Source organism: Haloferax volcanii DS2, from assembly GCF_000025685.1.
Taxonomy (GTDB): Archaea; Halobacteriota; Halobacteria; order Halobacteriales; family Haloferacaceae; genus Haloferax; species Haloferax volcanii.
Genome location: NC_013967.1, coordinates 1,102,601 through 1,126,922 on the forward strand (window position 1 = coordinate 1,102,601; position 24,322 = coordinate 1,126,922).

General features: G+C 66.9%; 22 protein-coding genes and 1 pseudogene. 14 read left to right on the plus strand and 9 right to left on the minus strand.

Translation table 11 applies throughout. The annotated features are described in order from the left end of the window. Positions 1–154: 154 nt before the first annotated feature. The 8 genes from HVO_RS10530 to HVO_RS10565 all read left to right on the plus strand — a co-directional run bounded on the left by HVO_RS10530 (position 155) and on the right by HVO_RS10565 (position 8,191). Positions 155–1,609 carry a flagella accessory protein C gene (locus HVO_RS10530; RefSeq protein WP_004043729.1) on the plus strand — a complete coding sequence of 485 codons (1,455 nt, stop codon included), beginning with the start codon at positions 155–157 and terminating at the stop codon, positions 1,607–1,609. After that, complete coding sequence (locus HVO_RS10535) at positions 1,593–2,030, plus strand: fla cluster protein FlaF (RefSeq protein WP_004043728.1); 438 nt, start codon at positions 1,593–1,595, stop codon at positions 2,028–2,030. The genes HVO_RS10530 and HVO_RS10535 overlap by 17 nt, the downstream gene beginning before the upstream one ends. Beyond that, complete coding sequence (locus tag HVO_RS10540; protein ID WP_004043727.1) at positions 2,031–2,480, plus strand: CARDB domain-containing protein; 450 nt, start codon at positions 2,031–2,033, stop codon at positions 2,478–2,480. Further along, a complete protein-coding gene (locus HVO_RS10545) occupies positions 2,477–3,226 on the plus strand; it encodes an ATPase domain-containing protein (protein WP_004043726.1) in 750 nt (249 codons plus the stop codon). The genes HVO_RS10540 and HVO_RS10545 overlap by 4 nt, the downstream gene beginning before the upstream one ends. Beyond that, positions 3,227–4,891, plus strand: a complete 1,665-nt coding sequence (locus HVO_RS10550) for a type II/IV secretion system ATPase subunit (protein ID WP_004043725.1) — start codon at positions 3,227–3,229, stop codon at positions 4,889–4,891. Positions 4,892–4,895: 4 nt separating this feature from the next. Continuing rightward, complete coding sequence (flaJ, locus tag HVO_RS10555; protein ID WP_004043724.1) at positions 4,896–6,638, plus strand: archaellar assembly protein FlaJ; 1,743 nt, start codon at positions 4,896–4,898, stop codon at positions 6,636–6,638. Between the two features lie 101 nt (positions 6,639–6,739). Beyond that, positions 6,740–7,753 carry a CheF family chemotaxis protein gene (locus HVO_RS10560; protein WP_171810349.1) on the plus strand — a complete coding sequence of 338 codons (1,014 nt, stop codon included), beginning with the start codon at positions 6,740–6,742 and terminating at the stop codon, positions 7,751–7,753. A gap of 75 nt (positions 7,754–7,828) precedes the next feature. After that, positions 7,829–8,191 (plus strand): hypothetical protein, encoded by a 363-nt coding sequence (locus tag HVO_RS10565; protein ID WP_004043722.1) that lies wholly within the window; start codon positions 7,829–7,831, stop codon positions 8,189–8,191. Positions 8,192–8,248: 57 nt separating this feature from the next. On the opposite strand, the gene HVO_RS10570 is transcribed toward HVO_RS10565, so the two are convergent. The 4 genes from HVO_RS10570 to HVO_RS10585 are packed head-to-tail and all read right to left on the minus strand — an operon-like array spanning position 8,249 to position 13,334. Next, positions 8,249–9,115: a CheF family chemotaxis protein gene (locus HVO_RS10570; RefSeq protein ID WP_004043721.1), complete on the minus strand. Its 867-nt coding sequence runs from the start codon at positions 9,113–9,115 to the stop codon at positions 8,249–8,251. Between the two features lie 3 nt (positions 9,116–9,118). Continuing rightward, on the minus strand, positions 9,119–9,961 hold the full coding sequence (locus HVO_RS10575) for a CheR family methyltransferase (RefSeq protein WP_004043720.1): 843 nt from the start codon (positions 9,959–9,961) through the stop codon (positions 9,119–9,121). Continuing rightward, positions 9,961–12,231 carry a chemotaxis protein CheA gene (locus tag HVO_RS10580; RefSeq protein WP_004043719.1) on the minus strand — a complete coding sequence of 757 codons (2,271 nt, stop codon included), beginning with the start codon at positions 12,229–12,231 and terminating at the stop codon, positions 9,961–9,963. Before HVO_RS10580 ends, HVO_RS10575 begins: the two co-directional genes overlap by 1 nt. Positions 12,232–12,233: 2 nt before the next feature. After that, positions 12,234–13,334 (minus strand): protein-glutamate methylesterase/protein-glutamine glutaminase, encoded by a 1,101-nt coding sequence (locus tag HVO_RS10585; RefSeq protein ID WP_004043718.1) that lies wholly within the window; start codon positions 13,332–13,334, stop codon positions 12,234–12,236. Between the two features lie 249 nt (positions 13,335–13,583). Here HVO_RS10585 and HVO_RS10590 point away from each other — a divergent pair, with 249 nt between their 5' ends. Then, positions 13,584–14,057 carry a chemotaxis protein CheW gene (locus HVO_RS10590; RefSeq protein ID WP_006600388.1) on the plus strand — a complete coding sequence of 158 codons (474 nt, stop codon included), beginning with the start codon at positions 13,584–13,586 and terminating at the stop codon, positions 14,055–14,057. A 39-nt stretch (positions 14,058–14,096) separates the two neighbouring features. Here HVO_RS10590 and HVO_RS10595 read toward each other — a convergent pair whose 3' ends face one another. Further along, on the minus strand, positions 14,097–14,585 hold the full coding sequence (locus HVO_RS10595) for a hypothetical protein (protein WP_004043716.1): 489 nt from the start codon (positions 14,583–14,585) through the stop codon (positions 14,097–14,099). Between the two features lie 127 nt (positions 14,586–14,712). Between HVO_RS10595 and HVO_RS10600 the strand changes: the two genes are divergently transcribed. Together HVO_RS10600 and HVO_RS10605 are read left to right on the plus strand one after the other, a co-directional pair. Next, on the plus strand, positions 14,713–16,305 hold the full coding sequence (locus HVO_RS10600; RefSeq protein WP_004043715.1) for a uracil-xanthine permease family protein: 1,593 nt from the start codon (positions 14,713–14,715) through the stop codon (positions 16,303–16,305). A 72-nt stretch (positions 16,306–16,377) separates the two neighbouring features. Next, positions 16,378–18,843 carry a DUF5059 domain-containing protein gene (locus HVO_RS10605; protein WP_013035267.1) on the plus strand — a complete coding sequence of 822 codons (2,466 nt, stop codon included), beginning with the start codon at positions 16,378–16,380 and terminating at the stop codon, positions 18,841–18,843. Positions 18,844–18,845: 2 nt separating this feature from the next. Here the strand turns inward: HVO_RS10605 and HVO_RS20910 are convergent, their stop codons facing one another. Both HVO_RS20910 and HVO_RS10610 read right to left on the minus strand, forming a co-directional pair. Next, entirely contained in the window at positions 18,846–18,983 is a 138-nt protein-coding gene (locus tag HVO_RS20910) for a hypothetical protein (RefSeq protein WP_004043713.1), read from the minus strand. 80 nt (positions 18,984–19,063) lie between these two features. Further along, a pseudogene (locus HVO_RS10610) lies at positions 19,064–20,244 on the minus strand (mechanosensitive ion channel family protein). 96 nt (positions 20,245–20,340) lie between these two features. Here HVO_RS10610 and HVO_RS10615 point away from each other — a divergent pair. From HVO_RS10615 to HVO_RS10625, 3 genes are all read left to right on the plus strand, one after another. Next, positions 20,341–20,835 carry a metal-dependent hydrolase gene (locus tag HVO_RS10615; RefSeq protein ID WP_004043711.1) on the plus strand — a complete coding sequence of 165 codons (495 nt, stop codon included), beginning with the start codon at positions 20,341–20,343 and terminating at the stop codon, positions 20,833–20,835. 98 nt (positions 20,836–20,933) lie between these two features. Then, on the plus strand, positions 20,934–21,515 hold the full coding sequence (locus tag HVO_RS10620) for a peroxidase-related enzyme (RefSeq protein WP_004043710.1): 582 nt from the start codon (positions 20,934–20,936) through the stop codon (positions 21,513–21,515). 85 nt (positions 21,516–21,600) lie between these two features. Then, the gene (locus HVO_RS10625) at positions 21,601–21,795 is read left to right on the plus strand and encodes a cold-shock protein (RefSeq protein WP_004043709.1); all 195 of its coding nucleotides are present in this window, start codon (positions 21,601–21,603) and stop codon (positions 21,793–21,795) included. A 121-nt stretch (positions 21,796–21,916) separates the two neighbouring features. On the opposite strand, the gene HVO_RS10630 is transcribed toward HVO_RS10625, so the two are convergent. Together HVO_RS10630 and HVO_RS10635 are read right to left on the minus strand one after the other, a co-directional pair. Continuing rightward, positions 21,917–23,413, minus strand: a complete 1,497-nt coding sequence (locus tag HVO_RS10630) for a cryptochrome/photolyase family protein (protein ID WP_004043708.1) — start codon at positions 23,411–23,413, stop codon at positions 21,917–21,919. A 49-nt stretch (positions 23,414–23,462) separates the two neighbouring features. Next, positions 23,463–24,257: a creatininase family protein gene (locus HVO_RS10635; RefSeq protein WP_004043707.1), complete on the minus strand. Its 795-nt coding sequence runs from the start codon at positions 24,255–24,257 to the stop codon at positions 23,463–23,465. Positions 24,258–24,322: the final 65 nt, after the last annotated feature.

Genomic DNA, 24,322 nt, shown 5'->3' on the forward strand with positions numbered 1-24,322 from the left:
CTGATAACGGGACGGGAACTTTCTTGTACCGACTTACGTACCTTGCACCAATGTTACCTGCTCCCCCGAGTGCGTCGGACCTCCCCGGCCGGTTCGCCGCTCGGCCGGGTGACAGGCCGTCGCTCGAACGAATCGCCCCGCAGGCGGTGCGGAGGTGCTCGCCGCGAGCATGATGGAGTGGCAGAACGACGAAGACACGGCCGACACCGGGGACGAAACGGACACGGAAGAACAACATATGTCATCAGACGATGGACTTGGATTCGAGGAGGGAATCGACGACCTCTCCGACGAGTTTGGTGACTTCGGCGACGACCTCGACGACGGATTCGACGACGACGAATTCGGCGGATTCGGTGACGACAACAGCGAGGAACTCGCAGAGCTCGAAGATCGCGTCGGCGAACTCGAGAACGAAGTAAGCGCCATCTCGTCGGGGATGAACACCGTCCGCGAAGAGAACAAACAGATCGGTGAGACCGTCGAAGAGCTCGACGACACGATTCGCAAACTGCTCGACATCTACGAGATGGTCACCCGCGGCATCAACCCGTTCGTCGACGACGCCCGCGAGATGGGCGGCCTCGACGGCGGCGGCGCGTTCGGCCTCTTCGAGGCGGAAGCCGAGGACGAAGAGTATCTCGACCCCGAGGTGGCGAACGCCGACGCCGAGTCGTTCTTCGACGACGACTTCGGCGAACTCGACGCCGAGGAGGGCGCGAAAGAAGCGGAACTCGCCGCGGAGGACGAACTCGCGGAAGCGGAGCGCGAGAGCCCCGCGGACGTGCTCGACGACGAGGACGACGAGCACGGCGAAGCCGGCGAAGCCGACGAGACCGACGACGCGGGCGGTGCGGGCGGCGCGAGCTTCGACGACCTCAAAGAACAGTACGAGGAGGGCGACGGCTGGGACGACGAGGACGACGCGGCGGCGGACGACGCCGAAACGGACCTCGACGACGCGGCGGTCGACCTCGAAGACGAGGACGACGACGCGCTCGACGACGCCGACCCGCTCGACTCCGAGACGGCGGACGACGCGGAGGAAGACGACGAACCGGGCGACGAGGTGTCCGACGAATCCGAGACCGACCCGGCCCCCGAGATCGAGGACGGCGAGCAGGACGCCGACGGCGACGTCCGCAAGACGCTCGACGAACTGGAGGCCGAGTACGCCACTGCGGCGGGAACCAAAGACGGACTGTCGGACGACGGCGAGGACGGCGCGGTCGCGGAACCCGAGTCGTCCGCGTCGGTCGAGGAGTCCGGCGCCTACCTGGCGACGCTCCCGTCGAACTACGTCTCCGAGGTGCTCGTCCTCGAGTGGGCCGAACACCTCGTCACGGTCGGCGGCGCGCTCGGCGCGTCGCGTGCGCTCCGCCAGTATCGGGAGCAGGACTGGATATCGCGCGCCGTCGAGAGCGAGCTGAACGCCCACGTCGGACAGATAGCGCCGTCGGTCGAAGACGCCGACGACCACGAACTCCGCATCGACGACCACCAGACGAGCCTCGCGTACGTCTGCCGGCTTGCGGAGGACGTTCCGCGGGGACAGCTGTACGAGGAGTTGGTCGCCTACGGGGGGAGATTCGATGGGATTCGGTGTTAGCGGCTCGACCGCCATCATCTTCCTCGGCGTCCTCATCGCCACGGGAACGCTGTACACGGCGACATCCAACGCGTCGGAGAACGTACTCGAAGCGCAGGACGCCGACGCGGAGCGGGCGCTCGAACGGACGAACACGGACATCGCCGTCACGAACGCGACCTACGACACGAACAACACGAGCCTCACGGTGAACCTGACGAACGTCGGTTCGGAGACGCTCTCGGTGAGCGAGACCACGTTGCTCGTCGACAACGCCTACGTCGACGTGCCGTCGGCCAACGCGAGCGTCGACGGCGACGCCGGAACCGACCTCTGGTACGCCGGCGAGAACCTCTCGTTCGTCGTGGACGCCGACCCAACCCCCGAACGGGTGAAAGTCGTCACCGGAAGCGGCGTCGCAGCCACGGAGGCGGTGAGCTAGATGGCCGACATCTCCGTTCCGAGCCTCATCCTATTCATCGCCAGCATCGTCGTCGCCGCCGGCGTCTCGGGCGTCCTCATCGATACCGTGACCGGCATCAGCAGTTCGCTCGACGAGCGCGGCGGCGACGTGAGCACAGAGATCAGAACAGACATCGAAGTCATAAGCGACCCGCAGGCGGGCGTCTACGACGGCGGGAGCGACAACCTCTCGATATACGTCAAGAACACCGGCCTCAGGACGCTCCCGGCGGCCAGCGGCGGCTTCGATATCATCGTCGGCGGACAGTATCAGACCAACGTCACGGTGAACGTCGTCGACGGCACCGAGTGGCGGCCGAGCAACGTCATCGAACTCACGGTGACGGACATCGCGCTGAGTTCGGGCGACTACCGGATGACAATCGTCGTCGACGGTGACGAAGAGGTGTTCGAATTCCGCGTACCATGAGCAGTCAATTCTCTCTCGGGCTATCCGGGCACGACCGTCTCGAAAAGGAACTCGGCGGCGGCATCCCCAAGGGTGCCATCGTCCTCATCGAAGGGGACTACGGCGCCGGAAAAAGCGTGCTGTCGCAGCGATTCAGCTACGGCCTCTGCGACGAGGAAACGGTGGTGACGCTCGTCTCGACCGAGTTGGGCGTCCGCGGCTTCCTCGACCAGATGCACTCGCTTTCGTACGACATCGTCAAGCATCTTCTCGACGAGCAGATTCTGTTCCTTCAGGCCGAAATCGACAGCAGCGGCGCGCTCTCCGGCGCGAGCAGCCAAGAGGAGCGCAAACAGCTCCTCCGGCGGCTGATGGACGCCGAGACGCTCTGGGACGCCGACGTCATCATCATCGACACGTTCGACGCCATCCTGCGCAACGACCCGCAGTTCGAGGCGCTGGTCCGGCAGAACGACGAGCGGCAGGCCGCCCTCGAAATCATCTCGTTTTTCCGCGAGCTGACGACGAAGGGCAAGACCATCATCATCACCGTCGACCCGTCGTCGGTCGACGAGGGCTCTATCGGCCCGTTCCGCTCTATCGCCGACGTCTACTTCGAACTGGAGATGGTGGAGGTCGGCAACGACGTTCGCCGGAACATCTTCGTGAAGCGCTTCGCGGGGATGGGCCAGCAGGTCGGAGACCGCGTCGGCTTCTCGGTCCGGTCGGGTATCGGGCTCGTCATCGAGTCGAGGAGCGTGGCGTAGATGGCGACCGAACACGGCTCCGCCAGGCTGTCGGACGACCTCAAGCGCCTCGCGATGCAGTGGCCGCACCTGCGGGACCACCTCAAGCGGTTCCGGCAGATTACCGGCGAGTTCCCGATGCTCGTCGACGAGCCGGGCGACTACGAGTCCCGGCGTCCGAACATCATCTACCCGCTGGGCGGCCCCGTGTTCTGCCAGATATACGGCAACTTCGGCGAGACGACGAAGTACTACACCATCGAACCCGAGATGGACGACGACGAACTCGAAGTGTTCGGTCGCGTCAAGGACAAACTGCTCGAACGCAGCGTCTCGAAGCCGGCACCCGAAGAAAGCGCCGACTACGAGGAGCGCATCGAGGAGTTGCTCTCCGAAATCGTCCACATCGAGGGCGACGACCGCGGGCCGCTCGGCTCCGTGGCCAAGCGACTCGACGTGGCCGGCATCGAAGTCTCGCAGACGACGTACGACAAGATACAGTACCGACTCGTCCGCGACATCGTCGGCCTCGGGCCGCTCGAACCCATCATGCGCGACCCGGAGAACGAGGACATTCACGTCATCGGTCCCGCCCAGGTCGACGTCGACCACGGCACGTTCGGCCTCCTGGAGACGAGCGTCGAGTTCGACAGCACGGAGCAGTTCGACAACTGGCTCCGCAACATGGGCGAACGAATCGGTGACCCCGTCTCCGACGCCCACCCCATCGTGGACTCCACGCTCCCCGACGGCTCGCGTATCAACATCATCTACTCCGACGACGTGTCGCTGAAGGGGTCGTCGCTCACCATCCGTCAGGGCGACGACGTGCCGCTTTCGATCTTCCAGATTACGAAGTGGGGAACGCTCTCGCCGGAGTTGGCCGCGTACCTCTGGATCGCGCTGGAGAACGAACGAACCATCTTCGTGGTCGGGGAGACGGCGTCGGGCAAGACCACGACGCTCAACGCCATCCTCTCGTTCATTCCGCAGGACTCGAAGATTTACACGGCGGAGGACACCGCCGAGGTGCTCCCGCCGCACGACACGTGGCAGCAACTGCTCACCCGCGAGGGCCGCGGCTCCGACTCCGAAGTCGACATGTTCGACCTCGTCGCGGCCGCGCTCCGCTCTCGCCCCGACTACATCATCGTCGGGGAGGTCCGTGGCGAGGAGGGACGCATGGCGTTCCAGGCGGCCCAGACCGGCCACCCGGTGATGCTCACGTTCCACGCGTCCGACATCGTCTCGATGATTCAGCGTTTCACCGGCGACCCCATCAACGTCCCCGAGACGTTCATGGACAACTGCGACATCGCGCTGTTCCAAAACCGCGTCCGCCGGGGCAACGACATTCTCCGCCGGGTGACGAGCGTGCAGGAAATCGAGGGCTACTCGAAAGAGATGGGCGGCGTCGTCACTCGCGAGGCGTTCTACTGGGACCCCGTCCAAGACGAGATCGTCTTCCAGGGGATGAACAACTCCTTCATCATGGAACAGAAGGTGGCGACGCTCCTCGGCTACGACGACACGCGGAAAATCTACGACGACATCCAGTTCCGCGCCGAACTCGTCCGCCGGGCGATTCAGGAGAACGTCCTCGGCTACCACGAGGTGAACGAGCTCATCGAGGACTACCAGCGCGACGGCGTCGAAGGACTGCCGTTCGACATGGCGAGGGTGTAACGAGATGGCAGGGGAACAGAGCACGTCGATGCAGGCGGTGCAGGTCCGGGACTTCATCAGCGACATCATCGAGTCGTACGAGCAGATGCCGATGGAGCTGCCGCGGTACCTGCTCGCGGTGCTCGGCCCTGCCATCGTGTTTTTCTTGCTCTCTGTGGCCGGTGCCATCGCGCTTCCCCTTCCCCTCCTCGTCCGCATTCCCGTGTTCCTCCTCGGCGTGTTGCTCTTGGGCGGGGCCGTTCTCTACCCGCGGCTCCTCGTCGAACAGACGCGCCGCAGCTTGGAGAACCAACTGCACCTGCTTATCACGCACATGACCGTGCTCTCGACGACGAACATCGACCGCGTCGCCGTGTTCCGAACGCTCGCGCGCGAAGAGGAATACGGCGAGTTGGCGACCGAGATGAACCGCATCGTCCAGCTCGTCGACGCGTGGAACCAGTCGCTCGACGACGCCTGTCAGCGCCGGGCGCGGGAGGTCCCGTCGAAGCCGCTCGCCGACTTCCTCGACCGGCTCGCGTACTCCATCAACGCGGGGCAGAGCATCGACGACTTCCTCCTCGGCGAGCAGAACGCGATGATTCAGAAGTACATCACCGTCTACGAGAGCGCCCTCGGGAATCTGGAGGTCATGAAGGACCTCTACCTCTCGATGATTCTGTCGATGACGTTCGCCATCATCAACGCCATCGTGCTCCCCATCCTGACGGGGACCGACGCGACGATGACCATCGGCGCGGTCATCGTGCTGTTCGTCTTCGTGCAGTTGGGCTTTTACTTCGTCATCCGGACGATGTCGCCGCACGACCCGCTGTGGTACCACCAGCGGGAGTACCGGACGAAGGCGAACCGGCAGATAGACATCACGCTGTACGGCGCGGTCGGCCTCTCTATCACGATGGTGCTCGTGCTCGCGTTGGGCACGTTCAATCTGACTCCCGTCGGCGCGACGGTTCGGCCCATCATGATTGAGCTCCCGATTCCGCTTCTCATCTCGACCCCGCTGACGCCGCTCGCGGTCCCCGGTATCGTCGCGCGCCGCCACGAGAAACGCATCGGCGAACGCGACGAGGAGTACCCCGGCTTCATCCGCGCGCTCGGGGCCTCGGAGACGGCGAAACAGAGCACGACGACGGCCGTCCTGAAGACGCTCAAGACGAAGGACTTCGGCGTCCTCTCGCGTGAAATCGCCCGGCTGTACACGCGGCTTCGGATGCGACTCGACCCCGACCGCTCGTGGTTCTTCTTCACCGCGGAGACGAACTCCTACCTCGTCCAGAAGTTCTCCGAGATGTACAACGTCGGCCGGTCGATGGGTGGCAAGCCGAAGCTTCTCGGCGAACTCATCAGCCGCAACATGAACGAGATTATCAAGCTCCGCCGCCAGCGGAAGCAGTCGACCGTCACGCTCATCGGCGTCCTCTACGGCATCACGGCCTCCGCGTCGTTCGCCTTCTTCATCGGGCTGGAAGTCGTCGAGATTCTCGCGTCGTTTTCGACGGAGATGAACCTCGACAGCCTCCAGTTCGGGACGCTCATCTACGCCGGCGTCTACGACGTGCCCTTTATCGAGTACATGCTGACGCTCATCATCCTGTTCAACGCCCTCCTGTCGTCGCTCATGATTCGGATGGTCGACGGGGGGCACAAGGCGAACGCGTACCTCCACTTCGTGATGCTCGTCTGGGTTGGCTCCCTGATGGCGGTCGCGACCTCGTCGCTCGCAGGAGCGCTGATTAGTGTATGACTGACGACGGACCACAGAGACAGACCCGAGATACGATGCCAGACACAGGAGGCGAACAGACCGCACAGGAGGCCCGTTCCCGCGCGCCCGAGGGGGGCGACGTGGCGAAAAGCGATCTCCTGCAGGCGTACCGCCGGAAGAAGTCCGAACCGTCGGACGAACGCGAGGAACAAGAGCGGGAGCGCTCGAAGAAGCAGACGGAAAAACAGACCAGCGACGGCGAGTCCATCGTCGTCGACTTCGTCGCCAACTTCGTCGCCGGCGGCAACGCCTCGTTCGACCCCGTCAAGGGGCGCGTCCTGATGAGCCAACGGCGGCTCATCCTCGCCACGTCGAAGGCGAAGACCGTCATTCCCATCACGTCCATCTTCGACATCGCCGTCGGGCAGGTTCCCCCGGAGGTCGAGGAGTTCTTCGACTACACCGTGATGGTGGGCTACATCATCGGCCGCCAGCGACGGACGACCGTCATCGGCGGCGACCGCGAGACCATCGAGAAGTTCTCGCTGCTGTTGTTCCGCGCGGCGCTCAACGGCTCGCGCGCGCAGGTTACCCACCCGGCCCGCATCGGCGGCCGCGTCCTCGACACGGAGCGCCGACCCTCGGGCCTGCATCTCGACTACGAGGCCGTCACGTTCCCCGACGACGACGGCCCGCTCACGGAGAACGGCGAGCCGTTCCACATCGACCTCGCGAGCGTCATCTTCTTCGAGGTGCTCGAACGGACCGTCGACGGCGAAACGCGACTGGTGCTTTCGGTCCAGCACGTCAAACAGGGCCAGACGGTCACCTCCGAGATAACGCTCGACTCGCGGCGGAAGATGAACATCCTCGGGCGCTACCTCAGACTCGTCTACCACTGGATAAAGTCGGGCGTCCGCGACGTCGAAATCACCGAACAGGGCCTCGAAGTCCTCGTCGGGCTGTACTCCGCCGGCGAGATGGCCGCCGAGGTCGACTTCAGCGAACTCCTCGGCGTCGAAGGGGAAGTCCTCGAAGCGGAACTGGAGACGCTCCACGAGGAGGAACTCATCGGCGACGACGAACTGCCGACCTCGCTGACGCCGCAAGGGCGGTTCGTCGTCAACGAGGAAATCGAAGACGTGAACGTCTGACGCTGTTTTTTCTGGCGGAAGCGGTTCCGTCGGGTGGTTGCGAAGAACCATCAACTGGTCAACTAATCAGACACCATGCGGACGCGGACTTCGTCGCTCGTCGGCCTGGCAATCGGAAGCGTGGTCAGCTACTCCTTCGGCTTCCGACACGGCGACGCGTTGGTCGGCGTCACCCTGCTTCTCACGTACACAATTGTGGGCTTCGGATTCGTTGCCTTTCCCGCGTACCGCTGGCGATGGTCCGGGCCGAACGACCACTTCTGGTACAGCATAATCGGCGTCCTGAGCGCTCTTTTACCAATCCTCGCGATTCATGGCCTAGGCCTCGAACCCGGAGAGCGCGTGCGGGGCATCGTTCTCTTGGCCGGGGTCTGGTTGGGAGGCGTCTACGGTGGAATCGCGCTCGAACGGGCCTCTCAGCGCGCGAGCGACGACTGACGAGCGCGACGCGTCGCTCTCGGTTCGACGACTGCGCCGCGAAAAACCGAGTGCTGGCTACTGCTCGTTGATGGCGTCCGACGCGATACTGCGGCCGCGAGCGTTGAGTTGCACCTCGTGGCGCACGCGAATCTCCTCGACGACGTTGTGGTCGATGAGTCGCTGAAAGAGTTCCTCGACTTCGTCCACGTCGAGGCCGAGGAAGTTCGGGATGTCGAACGGCGAGACGCCGGAGTACAGCGCCGTGAGGACCTGTTTGTCCGTCTCGCTCAGTTCGATGGAGGTCTCCGAAAGCTCCTCGCCCTCGCGGAGGAGCGTGTAGAGGAAACTGACGGCGCGGTCGGAGCCGGAGATGTACGTCTGGAGGCTCGTCCCCTCGTCGTCGGAGTGTTCGACCTCGATGACGCTGCGGTGTTCGTCGACGATGGTCCGCTCGCCGGTCTTCACGTCGCCGATGTCGTCGAGGCGGATTTCGACGAACTTGCCGCCGACGGTCGCCATGCTCACGGCCTCCGTCTCGACTTTGAGCCGGGATTTCTCCCACTCGGTGTTCTGGACGACGCCGCCGGCGACCGCGGGGTGTCGCGCGAGGAACTGCTCGGTGTTGAGGAGCGCGCCGAAGAAGTCCGTCTCGAACTCGTCGTAGTCGACGGGCGCGAGCAGGACGACGCCCGACGGGATGTGGACGCTGAAGTAGTCGGAGACGGTCGCGATGCGTTGGTTCACGTCGTACCGGCCGCCGAACTCCTGTATCTTCGAGAGCTGAATCGTCCGCTTGCCGCCCGTGCCCGCGAGGATGAGCCGCCGGTTCGAAAGCAGGATGCGGCCGCTCGTCCAGTCCACGTCGTGCATCTCCCGGCCGTTCTTGACGACTTGGAGGAACCGCCCGCGCGTGTCCCCGAGCTTTTGCTCACCGGGTTTCATCGCTCACCTCCCGACCGCGGCGTCGCTCGCGCGGTAGATGCGGAGTCGTTTCTCGACGGGGTCGAACTGCTGTCTGCACGTCGGCGGGATGGTTTCGGTCATGCCGATGGTGAGGTAGCCGTCCGGGTTCAGCGCGGAGCCGAGCGTCTCGAAGACGGCGCGCTTCGACTCGGCGTTGATGTAGATGAACAGGTTCCGGCAGACGACGAGGTCGAACGTCCCCGGCGGCTCCTCGCGGATGAGGTCCCGCCGCTCGAAGCGGACCATGTCGGTGACGGCGTCTTTCACCCGGAAGGTGTCGTCGTCGCGGTCGACGAAGCGCTCCCAGCGGCCGATGGGGTCGAGCTGTTCGGCCACGTCGTTCGTCTCGGAGGCGCGGTACTCGCCGGCTCTGGCGGCGCGCAGAATCTCGCGTTTGATGTCCGTGCCGACGATTTCGATGCGGCGCTCGTCGACTCGGTCGTCGTCGTGGGCGAGCATCGCCAGCGAGTAGGCCTCGCGGCCGTCCGAGCAGGCCGCACTCCATATCTTGATTGGGTCGTGGCGGCTCCCCCGCGAACTCAGGTCGCGGAGCACCTCCCGGAGCGCCTCCCACACCTCGGGGTTGCGGAAGAAGCTCGTCACGTTGACCGACAGCGCGTCGAGGAGCGCCTGCTGTTCTTCCTCGTCGTCGGTGAGGAGGTCGTGGTACGACCCGTAGTCGTCGATGCGTCGTCGCCGCATCCGGGCGGAGATTCGGCGGTCGAGGTAGGCGTCGTTGTACGAACTCGTCTGGAACTGCAGGGAGTCTTCGATGTAGTCCAAGAGCCGGTCGAACGCCGGGTCGTCGGTCGCCGACGACGGCATCAGTCGGCCGCCTCCTCGGCGGTGTCGGGGAGCTGGCTCGGGTCGAACTCGCGCATCGCCTGCTCGCCGTCGGCGGGAAGTTGAAGCGTCGACACGTCGAGGATCGGGATGACGTTCCCATCGCCGATGACGGCCGTCCCCGACAGCCCGCCGACGCCCGACAGCGGCCCTTGGAGGGGCGTCACGACGACCTCCTCCTGTTTCGTCACGCCGTCGCAGTGGAGCGCGACCTGCCTGTCGTCGGGGCGGATGCGGACCACCATCCCGTCGTCGGGCTCGGGCGAGTCGATTTCCAGCGCCTCGCGGAGCCGAATCAGGGGGAAGATGGTCTCCTCGTGGACGATGACCTCCGCGCCGTTGACCGTCTGGACGCGGTCGCGGCGGCTAATCTCGTCGATGTACTTGATGGGGACGCCGAACTCGCGGTCTTCGACCTGAACGAAAAGCACCTTGATGATGGCGACCGACACCGGCAGCCGGATGTTGAACGTGCTCCCCTCGCCGGGGTCGCTCTCGACCGACACCGAGCCGTCGAGCGATTCGACGGTCGTCTTCACCACGTCCATGCCGACGCCGCGGCCGGACACGTCGGTGATTTCGTCGTTGGTCGAGAAGCCGGGATGGAAGATGTAGTCGTACACCTCGCTGTCGGGCATCTGGTCCAGTTCCTCGCGGGTCGCAACGCCCTTGTCGATTGCCTTCTCGCGGACGGCGTCGGCGTCGATGCCGCTCCCGTCGTCCTCGACGGTCACGATGACGGTGTCGTGTTGGCGGCGCGCGGAGAGCCGGATGGTCCCCGTGCGGGACTTGCCGTTCGCCTCGCGAACGTCGGGGTCTTCGATGCCGTGGTCGACGGCGTTCCGGAGGACGTGCATCAGCGGGTCGGAAATCTCGTCGAGGATGGTTCGGTCGAGTTCGATGTCCGCGCCCTCGACTTTGAACGAGACGCGCTTGTCCTGCTCGCGGGCGAGGTCGCGCACGAGTCGGGGGAACTTGTCGAACACCTTCTTCAGCGGGATGAGCCGCATGTCCATCACGGTGTTCTGGAGGTTCGACGAGATTTTGTCCAGTTCGTCGAGCGTGTCGAGCGCCGTCGTCTGACCCACGTCGATGGCGTTTCTGAGCTTGATTCGGCTCGTGACCAACTGCTCGACGAGCTCGTGGAGTTCGTCGAGTTGGTCGACGTCCACGCGGACGGACTTGACCGCCGAGATGGAGCGTGCCTCCTTTTTCTGCTCCGCGCCGTCGCCCTCGTCCGCGTCGTCCGCGTCGTCCGCGTCGTCCGCGTCGTCCGCGTCGTCCGCGTCGTCGCCGTCGGTCGATTCGGCTCCGTCGGCGTCTCCCTCGGAGCCGTCGTCGCCCGCCTGTTCGTCGGTGGCCGCGTCCGCGCCGGTGTCGCCGGCAGTGTCAGCGTCGGCGTCGGCGCTCGACTCGGTCTCGTCCGGCGCCGAGGCGTCTCTCTCGGCGTCCGCGTCGGAGTCGGCGGCCGGCGCGTCGCTTGCAGTCGCGGTCGCGTCCCCGGCGGCGAGCGCGTCGGACACGTCGGTCGTCTCGACCGCGGAAACCTTCCAGAGGCCGTCGAGTTCGCTTTCGACGACGGCGGCGTCGCGCTCCGCGACGAACAGGTCGAAGCCGTCGCCGAACTCGCCGTCTTCGATGGCGTCGCGGGGCGGGTTCGCCCCGACCACGTCGAGGTCCTCGGGAATGCTGCTGAGGAAGATGCCGGCGTCGACGCCCTTCATCTGGCCGGCGTCGAGTTCGACGTGGGCGTGGGTGAGTGTGGTCGCGTCCAACGCGTCCGCGTCGACGCAGTCGGCGGCGAGAGAGCCGAGGTCAACCGACTCGCGGTCGGCCTCGTCAGACGCCGCCGGATTCGAGTTTCCCGCGTCACCGCCGTCCTCGACGGCCGCGCGAATCTCCTCGACCGTGTCGCTCGGGTCGATGGTTGACTCGCCGTTCTCCTCGATGTCGTGGAGGATGTCCACGATGAGGTCCATCCCGTCGAAGACGAGGTCCATCCGCTCGGCCGTCACGTCGAGTCGCTCGTGGCGAATCTCGTCGAGGAGGTCCTCGACGGCGTGGGCGACGGTCGCGGCGTTGTCGAAGCCCATCGCGCCGAAGTTCCCCTTCAGCGTGTGGGCCTGCCGGAAGATGTCGTCGATGGCCTCGGTGTCGTCCGGGTTCGACTCCAGCGACAGAAGCGAGTTGTTCAACTGCGTGATGCTCTCTTCGCTCTCGGTGATGAATGCTTGGTAGAGTTCTTCGTCCATGGTCAGGTAGTGAGCCCGCTGAGTGCTTCGTCCGCGATTCGCCCGTCGGCCGCGACGGTGTCGACACAGCCGGCCTCGATGGCCCGCTTCGGCATTCCGAAGATCGCGGAGGTCGCTTCGTCTTGTGCGACCGTGTGGCCGCCCGCCCGCTCGATTCGGGTCATCCCCTCGACGCCGTCGCGGCCCATGCCCGTGAGCAGGACGCCGGCTAGCGGCGCGTCGACCGCCTCCGCGGCCGACGCCATCGTGAGGTCGATCGCCGGTTTGACGCCGTGCAGCGCCTCGTCGTCGGAGAGTTCGAGCCGGAGGCGTCCCGCGCGGTCGCCGGTCACGAGGAGGTGCGAGCCGCCCGGTGCGATTCGAATCTGTCCGGGGCCGATTCGCTCGCCGTCTTCGGCCTCGCGGACCTCGTAGTCACAGCGGCCGTCGAGCCGCGCCGCGAAGCGCTTCGTGAAGCCGGCCGGCATGTGCTGGACGACCAGCACGCGGAGGCCGGCCTCCGCGGGGAGCGCCGCGAGCACTCGTTCGACGACGTTCGGCCCGCCCGTGGACGCGCCGATAATCAGCGTCGAGCCCTCGGTCGGGAGCGACTCGGTCGTCTCCGACGCCGCCGATGTCGACCCTGCGGTCGCCGGCGACTTCGACTCCGCTTTCGGTGGGCGAGAGCCCCGGCGCGTCGCCGAGAGGTCGACCGCCGCGGCGGACTGAATCTTCTCGACCAGTTCCCGCTTGACGCGGGGCATCTCGGAGGTGACTTCGCCGCCCGGTTTCGTCACGAAGTCGACCGCCCCCCGGTCGAGCGCCTCGAACGTCACGTCGGCGTCCTCCTCGGCGTGCGCCGAGAGCATGAGGACGGGCGTTGGACACTCCTCCATGATGGCCTCGACCGCGTCGAGGCCGTTCATCTCGGGCATCTCGATGTCCATCGTCACCACGTCCGGTCGGTTCTCCTCGACCACCGAAATCGCCTCGCGGCCGTCGGCCGCCTCGGCGACGACCTCGACGTCTGCGTCTTCGAGGAGCGTGCGAATCAGCGTCCGCATGAACCGCGAGTCGTCGACGACGACCGCTCGCGTCGGTCCCGCGCCGGCGGTCGAACTCATCGCCCCCACCCGTTGGTGCCGAGACGGCGGTCCCGCTGAGTCGTCGAGTGGGCCCCCCGTCGAGGGCTCGGTGGCTTCGTTAGTGTGCCGTTTCGTTGACCGCTCATCTACCTCCGTGGTTCGGAAATCGGGTATATAAACACTCGGCGGGGATAATCACGGCTGATAATCGAGTACGTATCTTTATAGGCTGAATCTCACCACTCTGAAGCAGACAGGTGGCGGCGGATGTCGCCGCCGGGGTTGACCATGCGACAAGATGCAATCACGACCGAGATGAGCGCGGACGAGACCGACGCGGAGGACTCCGCCGAAGAAGTACAGGTGCTGGAATTCCAACTCGGACCGGAGACGTACTGCGTCGACATCGAGTACGTGAGCGAAATCGTCGACAAGGGCCAGCTCACGGCGGTGCCGAACGCGCCGGACTACGTCGAGGGCGTGATGGACCTCCGCGGGCGGACCACGTCCATCATCAATCCGAAGTCGCTTCTCAGCATCGACGCCGGGGGCGAGTCGAAGCGCATCGTCATCTTCGACCCGAACAAGTTCGAAGACGAGGCGGCGACCGGCTGGCTCGTCGACGAGGTGTACCAGGTCGTGCGCGTCTCGATGGACGACGTGGAGGACCCGCCGCTGGAAAAAGACGACTCCATCGAGGGCGTCATCAAGCGCGACGGCGACCTCGTCGTCTGGATTTCGCCGGTGCACGCCATCGAGTAAGGCGGTTCGACGACCGGCCCCGCTTTCGTTTTCGAGACCCTAATCGGCGAGCGACTGCTCTCCCGCCGCGACGCCCCGACCGCCGGTGAGCAACACCACGACGAGCGCACAGCCCACGACGACGCCCGCGAGCCCGAACGCCGCGACGTAGCCGGCGGCGTCCGCGACGAGGCCGCCGAGCCAGCCGTAGCCCTGATAGTGGTTGAGGACGCCGAAGCGGCGGTCCCACTCCTTCGAGGGGACGCCCTCGACGACGATGAGGTTCAACACCGGTGCGGCCGCGGCGACGGCGAACCACAGGAGGGCGTTGGCGACGAGGACCGCGACCGGCGATGCGGCGACGGCGGTGAGAGCCAGCGCGCCCGCGGTCGCGGCGATGAGGCCGACGAACAGCGCGCTCGCCCCCAGTTCGATGGCGTACAGCGGGACGACGAGCGACGACGCGCCCACCGCGGCGTAGCCCAGCGCCCAGCCGAACAGCCATCGGTCGCGGTTCCCCGCCGCCGAAGCGCCGTGTCGGTCGGTCACACGTCACGAATGAAACTGGTGAAACAAACTCGTTACTCCCCGAACGCGCGCGAAAAGCAGGACATATATAGTCTGAACAAAATCCTCGGACAACTATGTTCGGGAGCGAACCGCCACATACGGGGGGATGGTCGTGACGGACGACTCCTCTCCCTCTTCGTTCGTGCAGTACGGTATCGACGACAAACCGCCTCTTCCGACCGCTCTCCTTCTCGGCGCCCAACACTACCTCACCATGGTGGGCGCGAACATCGCCGTTCCCCTCATCCTCGCCGGAGCCCTCGGCATGCCCGCCGACGTGATTCCGCGGTTCGTCGGGACGTTCTTCGTCGTCTCCGGCATCGCGACGCTGATGCAGACGACGTTCGGGAACCGCTACCCCATCGTGCAGGGCGCGCCCTTCTCGATGCTCGCGCCGGCGCTCGCCGTCATCGGCGTGGCGACGGCGGCCGACCAGTCGGGCGTCGCGTGGCAGAGCGCGCTCTTGCAACTCCAGGGCGCGATTATCGTCGCGGCCGTCGTCGAGGTGTTCGTCGGCTACTTCGGCCTGCTCGGACGCCTCCGGAAGTTCATCTCGCCGGTCGTCATCGCGCCGACCATCGCGCTCATCGGGCTGTCGTTGTTCAACGCCCCGCAGGTCGCGTCCGCCACGAACAACTGGTGGCTCCTCGGCCTGACGCTCGCGCTCATCGTCCTGTTCTCGCAGTATCTCGACACCGCGCACCCGGCGTTCAAGCTGTTCCCGGTGCTGCTCGGCGTCATCGTCTCGTACGTCGTCGCCGCCGGCCTCTCGGTCGCGGGCGTCATCGCGCCCGGCGCGGCGGGTTACGTGAACCTCCAGACGGTCATCGAGGCCCCGGCGCTCATGCCCATCTACCCGCTTCAGTGGGGCTTCGCGGGCGGCGCGGGGACGACGACCGTCTCGCTCCCCGTCGTGGGGTCGGTCGCCTTCGGCATCCCGCAGTTCACGACCTCCTTTATCATCGGGATGCTCGCCGGCGTCGCGGCCTCGATGGTCGAATCGTTCGGTGACTACCACGCCGTCGCCCGGCTCTCGGGCGTCGGCGCGCCCTCCGAGCGCCGCATCAATCACGGCATCGGCATGGAGGGCGCGATGAACGTCTTCTCGGCCGTCATGGGCGGCAGCGGCTCGACCTCCTACTCCGAGAACATCGGCGCAATCGGCCTGACGGGCGTGGCCTCCCGCTACGTCGTGCAGGTCGGGGCGGTCGTGATGCTCGTCATGGGCTTCGTCGGCTACTTCGGCCAGCTTATCGCGACGATTCCCGACCCCATCGTCGGCGGCCTCTACGTCGCCATGTTCGGCCAAATCGTCGCCGTCGGCCTCTCGAACCTGAAGTACGTCGACCTCGACTCCTCCCGGAACGTGTTCATCGTCGGCGTCACCATGTTCGCCGGTCTCGCCGTCCCCGCCTACATGGGGAACGTCGGAAGCGCGGCGGCGTTCCGCGAGGGGATGCGACAGGTCGCGCTCGTCGGCCCCGTCCTCGGGACCCAACTCGTCGCCGACACCGTCTTCGTCATCGGTTCGACCGGCATGGCAGTCGGCGGCCTCATCGCCTTCTTCTTCGACAACACCATCGCGGGGACCCGCGCCGAACGCGGCCTCGAAGAGTGGGAAGACACCGTCGAAGACGACGACGATTTCGAGTCGGCGCTGGACCGCTTCCGCGGCGACGAGTCCGCGACGGCCGACTGACCCGGACGACGAGTATTTTTCGGCCTGCCTAAAAATCGACGCGCTTTTCTACTATTAGGCGTACCTAAAACCATGGAATACAGCAGACGACGTCTCTTGCAGACGACGGGGCTCGCAGTCGCGGCCGCGGGGCTCGCGGGCTGCAACGGCCGATCGAGCGATGAGACGACCACCGCCGCCGAGACCGATTCGGAGACGGAGACCGCGGCCGAAACGACCACCGAGGACGCCGAGTCGTCGGTGAGCGTCGACGCCGCCGTCGCCGTCGCGGCCGAGTGGAACGCGATGCGCGCCCGCCTCTACGACACCGTCGCGCTGGCCGCCGCGGGGCGACTGGGTACCGCCGCCCGCGTCACCGGCGACGTGTTCGCCCGCTTCGAGCAGTCTTCGGGCGAGTGGGGCGCACACGAGCAGTTGGAGGCGACGAACGAACAGAACTACGAGACGTTCGAATCGCACCTCGGCGGCGCGAGAGAGGCGTACGCCGCCGGCGACGCCGAGCGCGGGTCGGACCTCGCCGTGCAGGCGGCCGACAACCTGCTTGCGGCCCAGCGCGGCCGCGTCGACGCCGCCGTGGTCGACGCGCTGGAGGTCCTGCTGTTCGGCGCTCGCGCCCGCGACGCCGGCCTGCTCGCCGCGGCCGGCGAGGTCGACGCCGCGGCCGAACTGGCGAACGCGGTGTACGAGGACTTCGAGGACGCGCCCGCCCACTCGTCGCTGGAGTCCGCCTCGGGCGAACTGTACGAGACGTTCGAGGCGGCCGTCGAGGGCGCGGCCGACGCTGGCGACGCCGAGACCATCGCCGCCTCGGCCCGGACCGCCGCCGACGCGACGGTCGACGCGAGCTACGAACTCGCTCCCGAGGCGGTCGCGGGCGCGAGTCACCTCGCGCTCATGCAGGCGGTCGGCTTCGACGCCGAGGTGCTCGCCGGGCTCGGCGGTCCCGGCGACGAGTTCGCCCACGCGGCCGCGCTGTCGCTCTACCGCGCCCGCGCCGCCGACGTGCCACGGCTGGTCGCCGCGGGCGAGGCCGACTTCGCCGCGACGGTCGCGAGCGACGTGTTCGCCCACTTCGAAGGCGCGCGAGCGCACGAGGCGTTAGAGGAGGCCGACCACGACGCCTACGAGGGCTTCGAGGGCGGGCTGGAATCGCTGACCGAGGCCGCCGAATCGGGCGACGGTGCGGCGGCCGAGGAGGCGGTGGCGACGGTGGACGAGAACCTGCTCGCGGGAATCTCGGCGCTCGTCGGCGGCGAGGCCGCGACGGTGCTCGAAGCGGCGTTCTTCCGCGCCCGCCTCGGCGACGCCCGCGAGCTGGTCGCCGTCGGCGAGACGGACCGCGCCGCCGCCGTCGGTGAATCCCTCTTCGCCCGGTTCGAAGAGAACGAGGCGAACCTCCACGAGTCCGTCGAAGAGGAGTCCGAAGAGCTCTATCACCGCTTCGAAGAGGAGCATCTCGCCGGCCTCGTCGAGGACGCGGCCGCCGGCAACGCCGACGCCGCCGCGGCCCACGCCGAGGGCGCGATGGACGCGCTGTTCGAGTTCGAGGCGGCCGTCGGCGCGACCGCCGAAGTGTCGGCCGCGGAGGCCGCGTTCTTCGGTGCCCGCGGATTCGACGCCGCCGCGCTCGCGCAGGTCGGCGCGTCGGCCCGCGCCGGCTCGGTCGTCCAGTCCACCTTCGCCTTCTTCGAGAGCGGCGCGGGCGGCTATCACGAGACCTTGGAAGAGGCCGACCACGACCTCTACGAGTCGTTCGAGGGCGCGCTCGGCTCAGTCCGAACCGCGGCCGAGGAGGGCGGCGACGCCTACGGCGCGGCCAAGACCTACGGTCAGAAGGCGGTCGATTCGATGTACGCCGTCGTCGCCACCGCGGCCGCGGACGCCGGCCTCGGAGCCGCCGCCTCGGAGCGCATGACCGGCGTCTTCCAGACGTTCGAGGAGGCCCGCGTCCACGAGGCCTTAGAGGGGGCCGACCGCGACGCCTACGAGAGCTTCGAGGCGGCGCTGTCCGACTACGTCGACGCGTTAGCGGACGGAAGCGAAGTCGACGCCGCCGCAGAAGCGTACGCGACGGCGACCGCCCGCGCCCAGTTCGCCGTCGTCGGTGAAGTCGGCAAGGCCCCCGAGGCGGGCAGCTCCGAAGACGGCGGCTCCGCCGACGCGGCGCTGTCCGGCGGGCCGAACGTCGTCGAGGGCGTCCCCGAGGACGCCGACCACGTCGTAGAGATGTCCGCCGTCGCGTTCGAGCCGGCGGAACTGACGGTATCGGCCGGTGACACCGTCGCGTTCGAGCACGTCGGCGGCGAGGCCCACTCGGTCACGGCCTACGGCGACGAACTCCCCGAGGGAGCGGCGTACTGGGCCTCAGGCGGCTTCGAGTCCCGAGAAGCGGCCGAGACCGGCTGGAGCGAAGGGAAGGGCGCGGTCCAGTCTGGCCAGTCCTACGTCCACACCTTCGAGACGGCCGGCGAGCACGCGTACTACTGCGTGCCTCACGAGGCCGCGGGCATGACGGGTACTATCGTCGTCGAGGAGTAGAGTCAACTCCCGTCGCGCCCGGTCCGCCCGAGCGCGACGAGCACGAGGTAGCCGACGAACCCGGCGGCGAACAGCAGGACCGGAATCGCGAAGGGGCCGAACGTCTCGATGAGCCCGTCTACGGGACCGAGTTGGAGCATATCCGAGCCACGGCCGCATCGCGGTTAACGTTCCCGGCGAGAGTCGCCCCGGAGTGTCCACGGCGGGGTACTCCGGGCGCTCACTCGTCGTAGGCGCTGTCGTCTTCGTCCGCGTCCGCGACATCGCCGGCCGTCTCTCGGGCGCGCGTCGGCTGCCGCACGCCACTGTTCGAGAGCCCGGCCGCGGGCGACTGCCGGGTCGCCTCGGCGTCCGCCGAGTGGACGTGCACGTCCCGCTGGGGGAACGGGATGCCGATGCCCGCGTCGTTCAGGCGCTTGTATATCTCGCGGTTGAGGTTGTGCGTCGCCTTCCCGCGCTTGAGCGGACTGTTGACCCAGCAGACGAGTTCGTACTCCAGCGCGTCGGCACCGAACCGGCGGAACCGCGGCCGGGGTCGGGGGCTGTCGAGGACCAGCGGTTCGTCGAGGGCGATGTCGGTCAGGAGTTCCTCGAACGCGTCCACGTCGGTACCGTAGGTGACGCCGACCGGGACTTTCAGCCGGCGGCAGCGGTTCGGCGCGGACTCGTTGATGATTTTGGCGGCGTTGAGCACCGAGTTCGGCACCGTCACGAGCAGTTCGTCGCGGGTGAGAAGCGTGGTCGAGCGGATGCCGACCTTGACGACCGTGCCGGCCTCGCCGGAGTCGAGGACGACGTAGTCACCGATTTTGTAGGTGTCGTCGAAGTACAGCGCGATGCCGCCGAAGAAGTTGGCGACGGTGTCCTTGGCGGCGAAGCCGACGGCGATGCCGGCGATACCCGCGCCGGCGAAAAGCGGCGTGATTTCGATGCCCCAGATGTACAGGAGCGCGCCGATAGTGCCGACCGAGACGACGATGGTCCAGACGTTCGAGAAGACGGGCGCGAAGTCGTAGCGACTGCCCTTGTCCTTGACCGCGTCGACGAGGCGGTTGACGAGGCGGTTGAGGCCCACGCCCAGACGACGATGCCGACCGACAGCGACGGTAGGCCGAAGGAGTCGTTGAGCGTCGCCGCGTCGACGACGAACGCCTCCGCGACCGCCGGGGCTCTGGAAAACAGGAAGACGCCCGTCAGCGAGACGGTGACGACGATGGGCCACCGAAGCTCTTGGACGACGATGTTGTCGAGGGAGGTCTCGGTTCGGCTGGTGTATCGAAACAGGAGGCGGATGACCACCGTCTCCATGACGAACGCGCCGCCGACCGAGATGAGTAAGACGAGGGCCGTCACCTCAAGCGCCGACAGACCCGAGAGGAACGACGAGAGGTGTTGGCTCATGCCGCGAAAGTCGCGGCCACCGGAGATAACGATTGCTCCGCTGACGGTCGCGGAGGCCGAAAGGTTTTGTTCGCCGCGGGCGCGAGGGCACACCAGATGTACCGATTCGGTCACTGGGGCGTCTCGCTCCTCGTGTTCGCTCCGCTCGGCTTCGCGCTCGTGCAGGCCGGCCGCCCCGAACTCGCCTTCGTCGCCGGCGCGGCGATGTGCTGGCTGGCGATGCTCCCCGACTACGACATGCGCGTCCCCGGCATCTCCCACCGCGGGCCGACCCACACCGTCCTCTTCGCCGCCCTCGTCGGCGGCGTCGGCGGCGGCGGGGCGTACCTCCTCGCCAGCAACGCGGGCCAACCCGAGGCCGCGGCGACGACCCTCGGCGCGTTCGGCTTCGCCGTGGGCGCGCTCACCGTCCTCGCGCACCTCGCGGCCGACGTGCTGACGCCCGCCGGCATCCGCCCCCTGTGGCCGCTTTCGTCCCGGAAGTTCACGCTCTCGCTGTGGACCGCGGACAACACCGTCGCCAACTACGGCCTGTTCGCCGTCGGCGTGTTCGCCGTGGCGGCGGCGGCGTACCTCTCGGTCGCGCTCTGAACGCCCTGAAACTCGGAGTCGAACACCCCGGACTCGGGACGGCGAGCGCCCCTCGGATATGAGGAATCGTTAAGGTCTGTCCGGGAGACCGGAGACGCATGGACGACGACGCCATGCGCCGCTTTCCGGTGCCCGACCGCGACGACCTCCCGGACGACCTGCGCGAGCGCATCGACGACGAGACCGAGCGCGCCGGCTTCACGCCGAACGTCTTCGCCGCGTTCGCGTACAAACCCTCGCACTTCCGGCCCTTCTTCGAGTACCACGACGCGCTCGTCGAGGACACCGACCTCGAACGCCACGAGGTGGAGATGATTATCGTGGCCGTCTCCGGCGTCAACCACTGTTACTACTGCAACGTCGCCCACGGCGCGCTGGTCCGCATCTACGCGAAAGACCCGCTGCTCGCGGACCAACTGGTCGCCAACTACCGCACCGCCGACATCCCCGAGAAACACAAGACGATGCTCGACGTGGCGGTCAAACTCACCGAGTCGCCCGTCGAGGTCGGCGGAGACGACCTCCAGCGACTCCGCGACGCCGGCTTCTCCGAGGAGGCGATATGGGACATCGGCGCGGTTACCGCCTTCTTCAACCTCAGCAATCGCATGGCGATGTTCGCCGATATGCGGCCGAACGAGGAGTTTCACACTCTCGGCCGAGAGCCGCGCGACGACTGACTCGAAGGTGAGTAAACGAGTATCACGGTCATTGATAGCAATCGGCGGAATCCTTATGCCGCCAACCGATGAGTTTCGACACGCAATGGCGAAAGGTAAGGTTGCGTTCTTCAAGTCCTCCGGCGGCTACGGCTTCATCGAGACCGACGACCACGACGACGACGTGTTCTTCCACATGGAGGACATCGAGGGTCCCGACCTCGAAGAGGGTCAGGAAGTGGAGTTCGACATCGAGGAGGCCGACAAAGGCCCGCGGGCGACGAACGTCACGCGGCTCTGAGTCCGACGCGTTCCGACCGACGGCGATTCGACAGCGAACCAGAGTTCCGCATTTTCAGGCCGCCAGCCGCGGCGCTCGCGGGTCGTGGCCGTCGGCCGTGGACGGTCGGCCGTCGCCCGCCTCAGAGCGTCCCCGCCCGGCCCATCCGCCGAATCTCGTCGGCCCGCGCCCGGATAGCTTCCCACTCCTCGTCGTCCTTGCGGTCGACGTGGGAGTACATGAGTCCCATCCGACCCGTCCCGCGGAGGCGTGCTTCGTTCTCCTTCAGGAAGTCCCAGTAGAGCGCGTTGAACGGGCAGGCGTTCTCGCCGGTCGTCTTCGACACCGCGTAGGGACACGACGAGCAGTAGTCGGACATCTTGTTGACGTAGTTGCCCGACGAGGCGTAGGGCTTCGACGAGAGCACGTCGGTGGCGAACGACCCCATGGCGACCACGTTCGGCGTCGTCACCCAGTGGAAGGCGTCGACGAAGCCGAGATGGAACCAGCGGTCGAGTTCCGCCGGGTCGACGCCGTAGACCAGCGCGAAGTTCGAAAGCACCATCAGGCGCTCGATGTGGTGGGCGTAGCCGCGGTCGCGGACGTGGCCCACGGCCTCGGACAGACAGTTCATATCGGTCTCGCCGGTCCAGTACGCCTCCGGGAGCGGTTCGGTCTGATCGAGTTGGTTCGCTTCGGCCAACTCGGGCATCGACCGCCGGTAGACGTGCCGCACGAACTCCCGCCAGCCGAGGACCTGCCGCACGAACCCCTCGGCGCTGTTGAGCGGGGCGTCGCCCCGTTCGTAGGCTTCTTCGACGGCCTCGACCGCCTCGCGCGGGTGGAGCAGGCCGAGGTTGGTGGCCGCCGAGAGCAGGGAGTGACAGAGCGCCCACTCGCCGTCGACCATCGCGTCCTGATACGGGCCGAACTCGGGGAGGCGGACCTCGACGAAGTGCGACAGCGCCTGTCTCGCCGCCTCGCGCGTCACCGGCCAGACGAACGGCTCGGGCGACCCCCACGCGTCGGGGTAGCGCTCGCGGACGAGCTCGATGACCTCGCGCGTCGTCTCGTCCGGCTCGAACCGCGGTGCCTCGGGCGGCGTCCACCCCTCCGGCGGCGTCTCGCGGTTCTGGTCGTCGTAGTTCCACTCGCCGCCGACGGGGTCGTCGCCGTCCATCAGGACGCCCGTCTCCCGGCGGGCGTGGCGGTACCAGTGTTCCTGTCGGTAGCTGTCGGCGTCGCCGGCCCAGTCGTCGAAGTCGGCGGGCGTCGTGAGAAACAGGTCGTTCTCGACGAGCGTGAGCGACCCGCCGCGGGCGGAAACGAGCCCTCGAAGCCGCTCGCCCGCGCCGTGGCTCGGGGGGTCCATCACGACGAGGTCGTCGCCGGGCGCGGCGTCGAAGTAGCGGTCGAGCCCTTCACCGAACGTCTCGGTTTGGAGGTACGTCACCTCGTAGCCGCGCTCGCGGAGGTCGTCGCGGAAGTGCCGCATCGCCGCAAAGACGAGCGCGAGCTTCTGGGGGTGGTACGGCAGTCGGTCGCCGAAGGCGTGCGCCTCGATCATCAGCACGCGGTCGTCGGACTGGAGCGGCGCGGCCGACGGGTCGAGTTGGTCGCCGAGGACCCAGACGGTCATAGGCGTCCCTTCGGCGGCGGAGAAAAGAGCGTGTCGGCCAGCCGAGGGGTCAGCGACGCGACCCCGGTTGGGGGTCGACGTGCACGGGTGCGAGCAAGTCGTCTATCGGCTGGTCGTCGAGCCACGACAGCAGGCGAACGAGCTGGTCGGCCGCGGCCTCGAACAGTTCCTCGCCGGCCTCGGGCGACGCGTCGGTCTGGTCACCGAAGACGCCGTTTCCGGAGTTCTCGATGGCGTCGTAGAACGTCCGCGCGCCGTGTTCGCGGAGGTGGTCGTCGCCCAGGTCGACGACGCCGCCGTCGCGGGCCGAGTCGAGTTCGCCCTCGCGGACGAGGTCGCGGGCGATGTGCATAATCATCGAGGTCTCCTTCGGCCCGCCGTGGGGACCGGGGTGGTCGAACAGGTCGGTGACGAGGTCCGGAATCGACTCGTCCCACATCCACTCGATGGCGTACATGGTGCCGTCGTCGCGGAGGCGGCGACCGACCTCCCGGAGGTGCTGGACGTTGCCGCCGTGGGCGTTGACGAACACGACCCGGTCGATGCCGTGGTACGCGAGGTTGCGCGTCAGCGACTCCACGTAGTCGCGGAACTGCGGCGGGTCGACCCACATCGTCCCGTGGAACTGGCGGTGGTGGGGGCTGACGCCGACGTTGACGGTCGGGGTACAGAGGTAGCCGGTCCGGTCGGCCGCCTCGCGGGCCAACGCCTCCGCGATGAGGTGGTCGGTGGCGAGCGGGAGGTGGGGGCCGTGCTGTTCCGTCGAGCCGAGGGGGACGACCGCGAGCGACGATTCGGCCACGTAGTCTCCGAGTTCGGGCCACGTCTGGTCCGCGATGTACATGGGCGTCACCAAGCGACGACGCCTAAAGAAAGGTGCCAAAGGGGAAATGGACTCCCGGAGCGCGC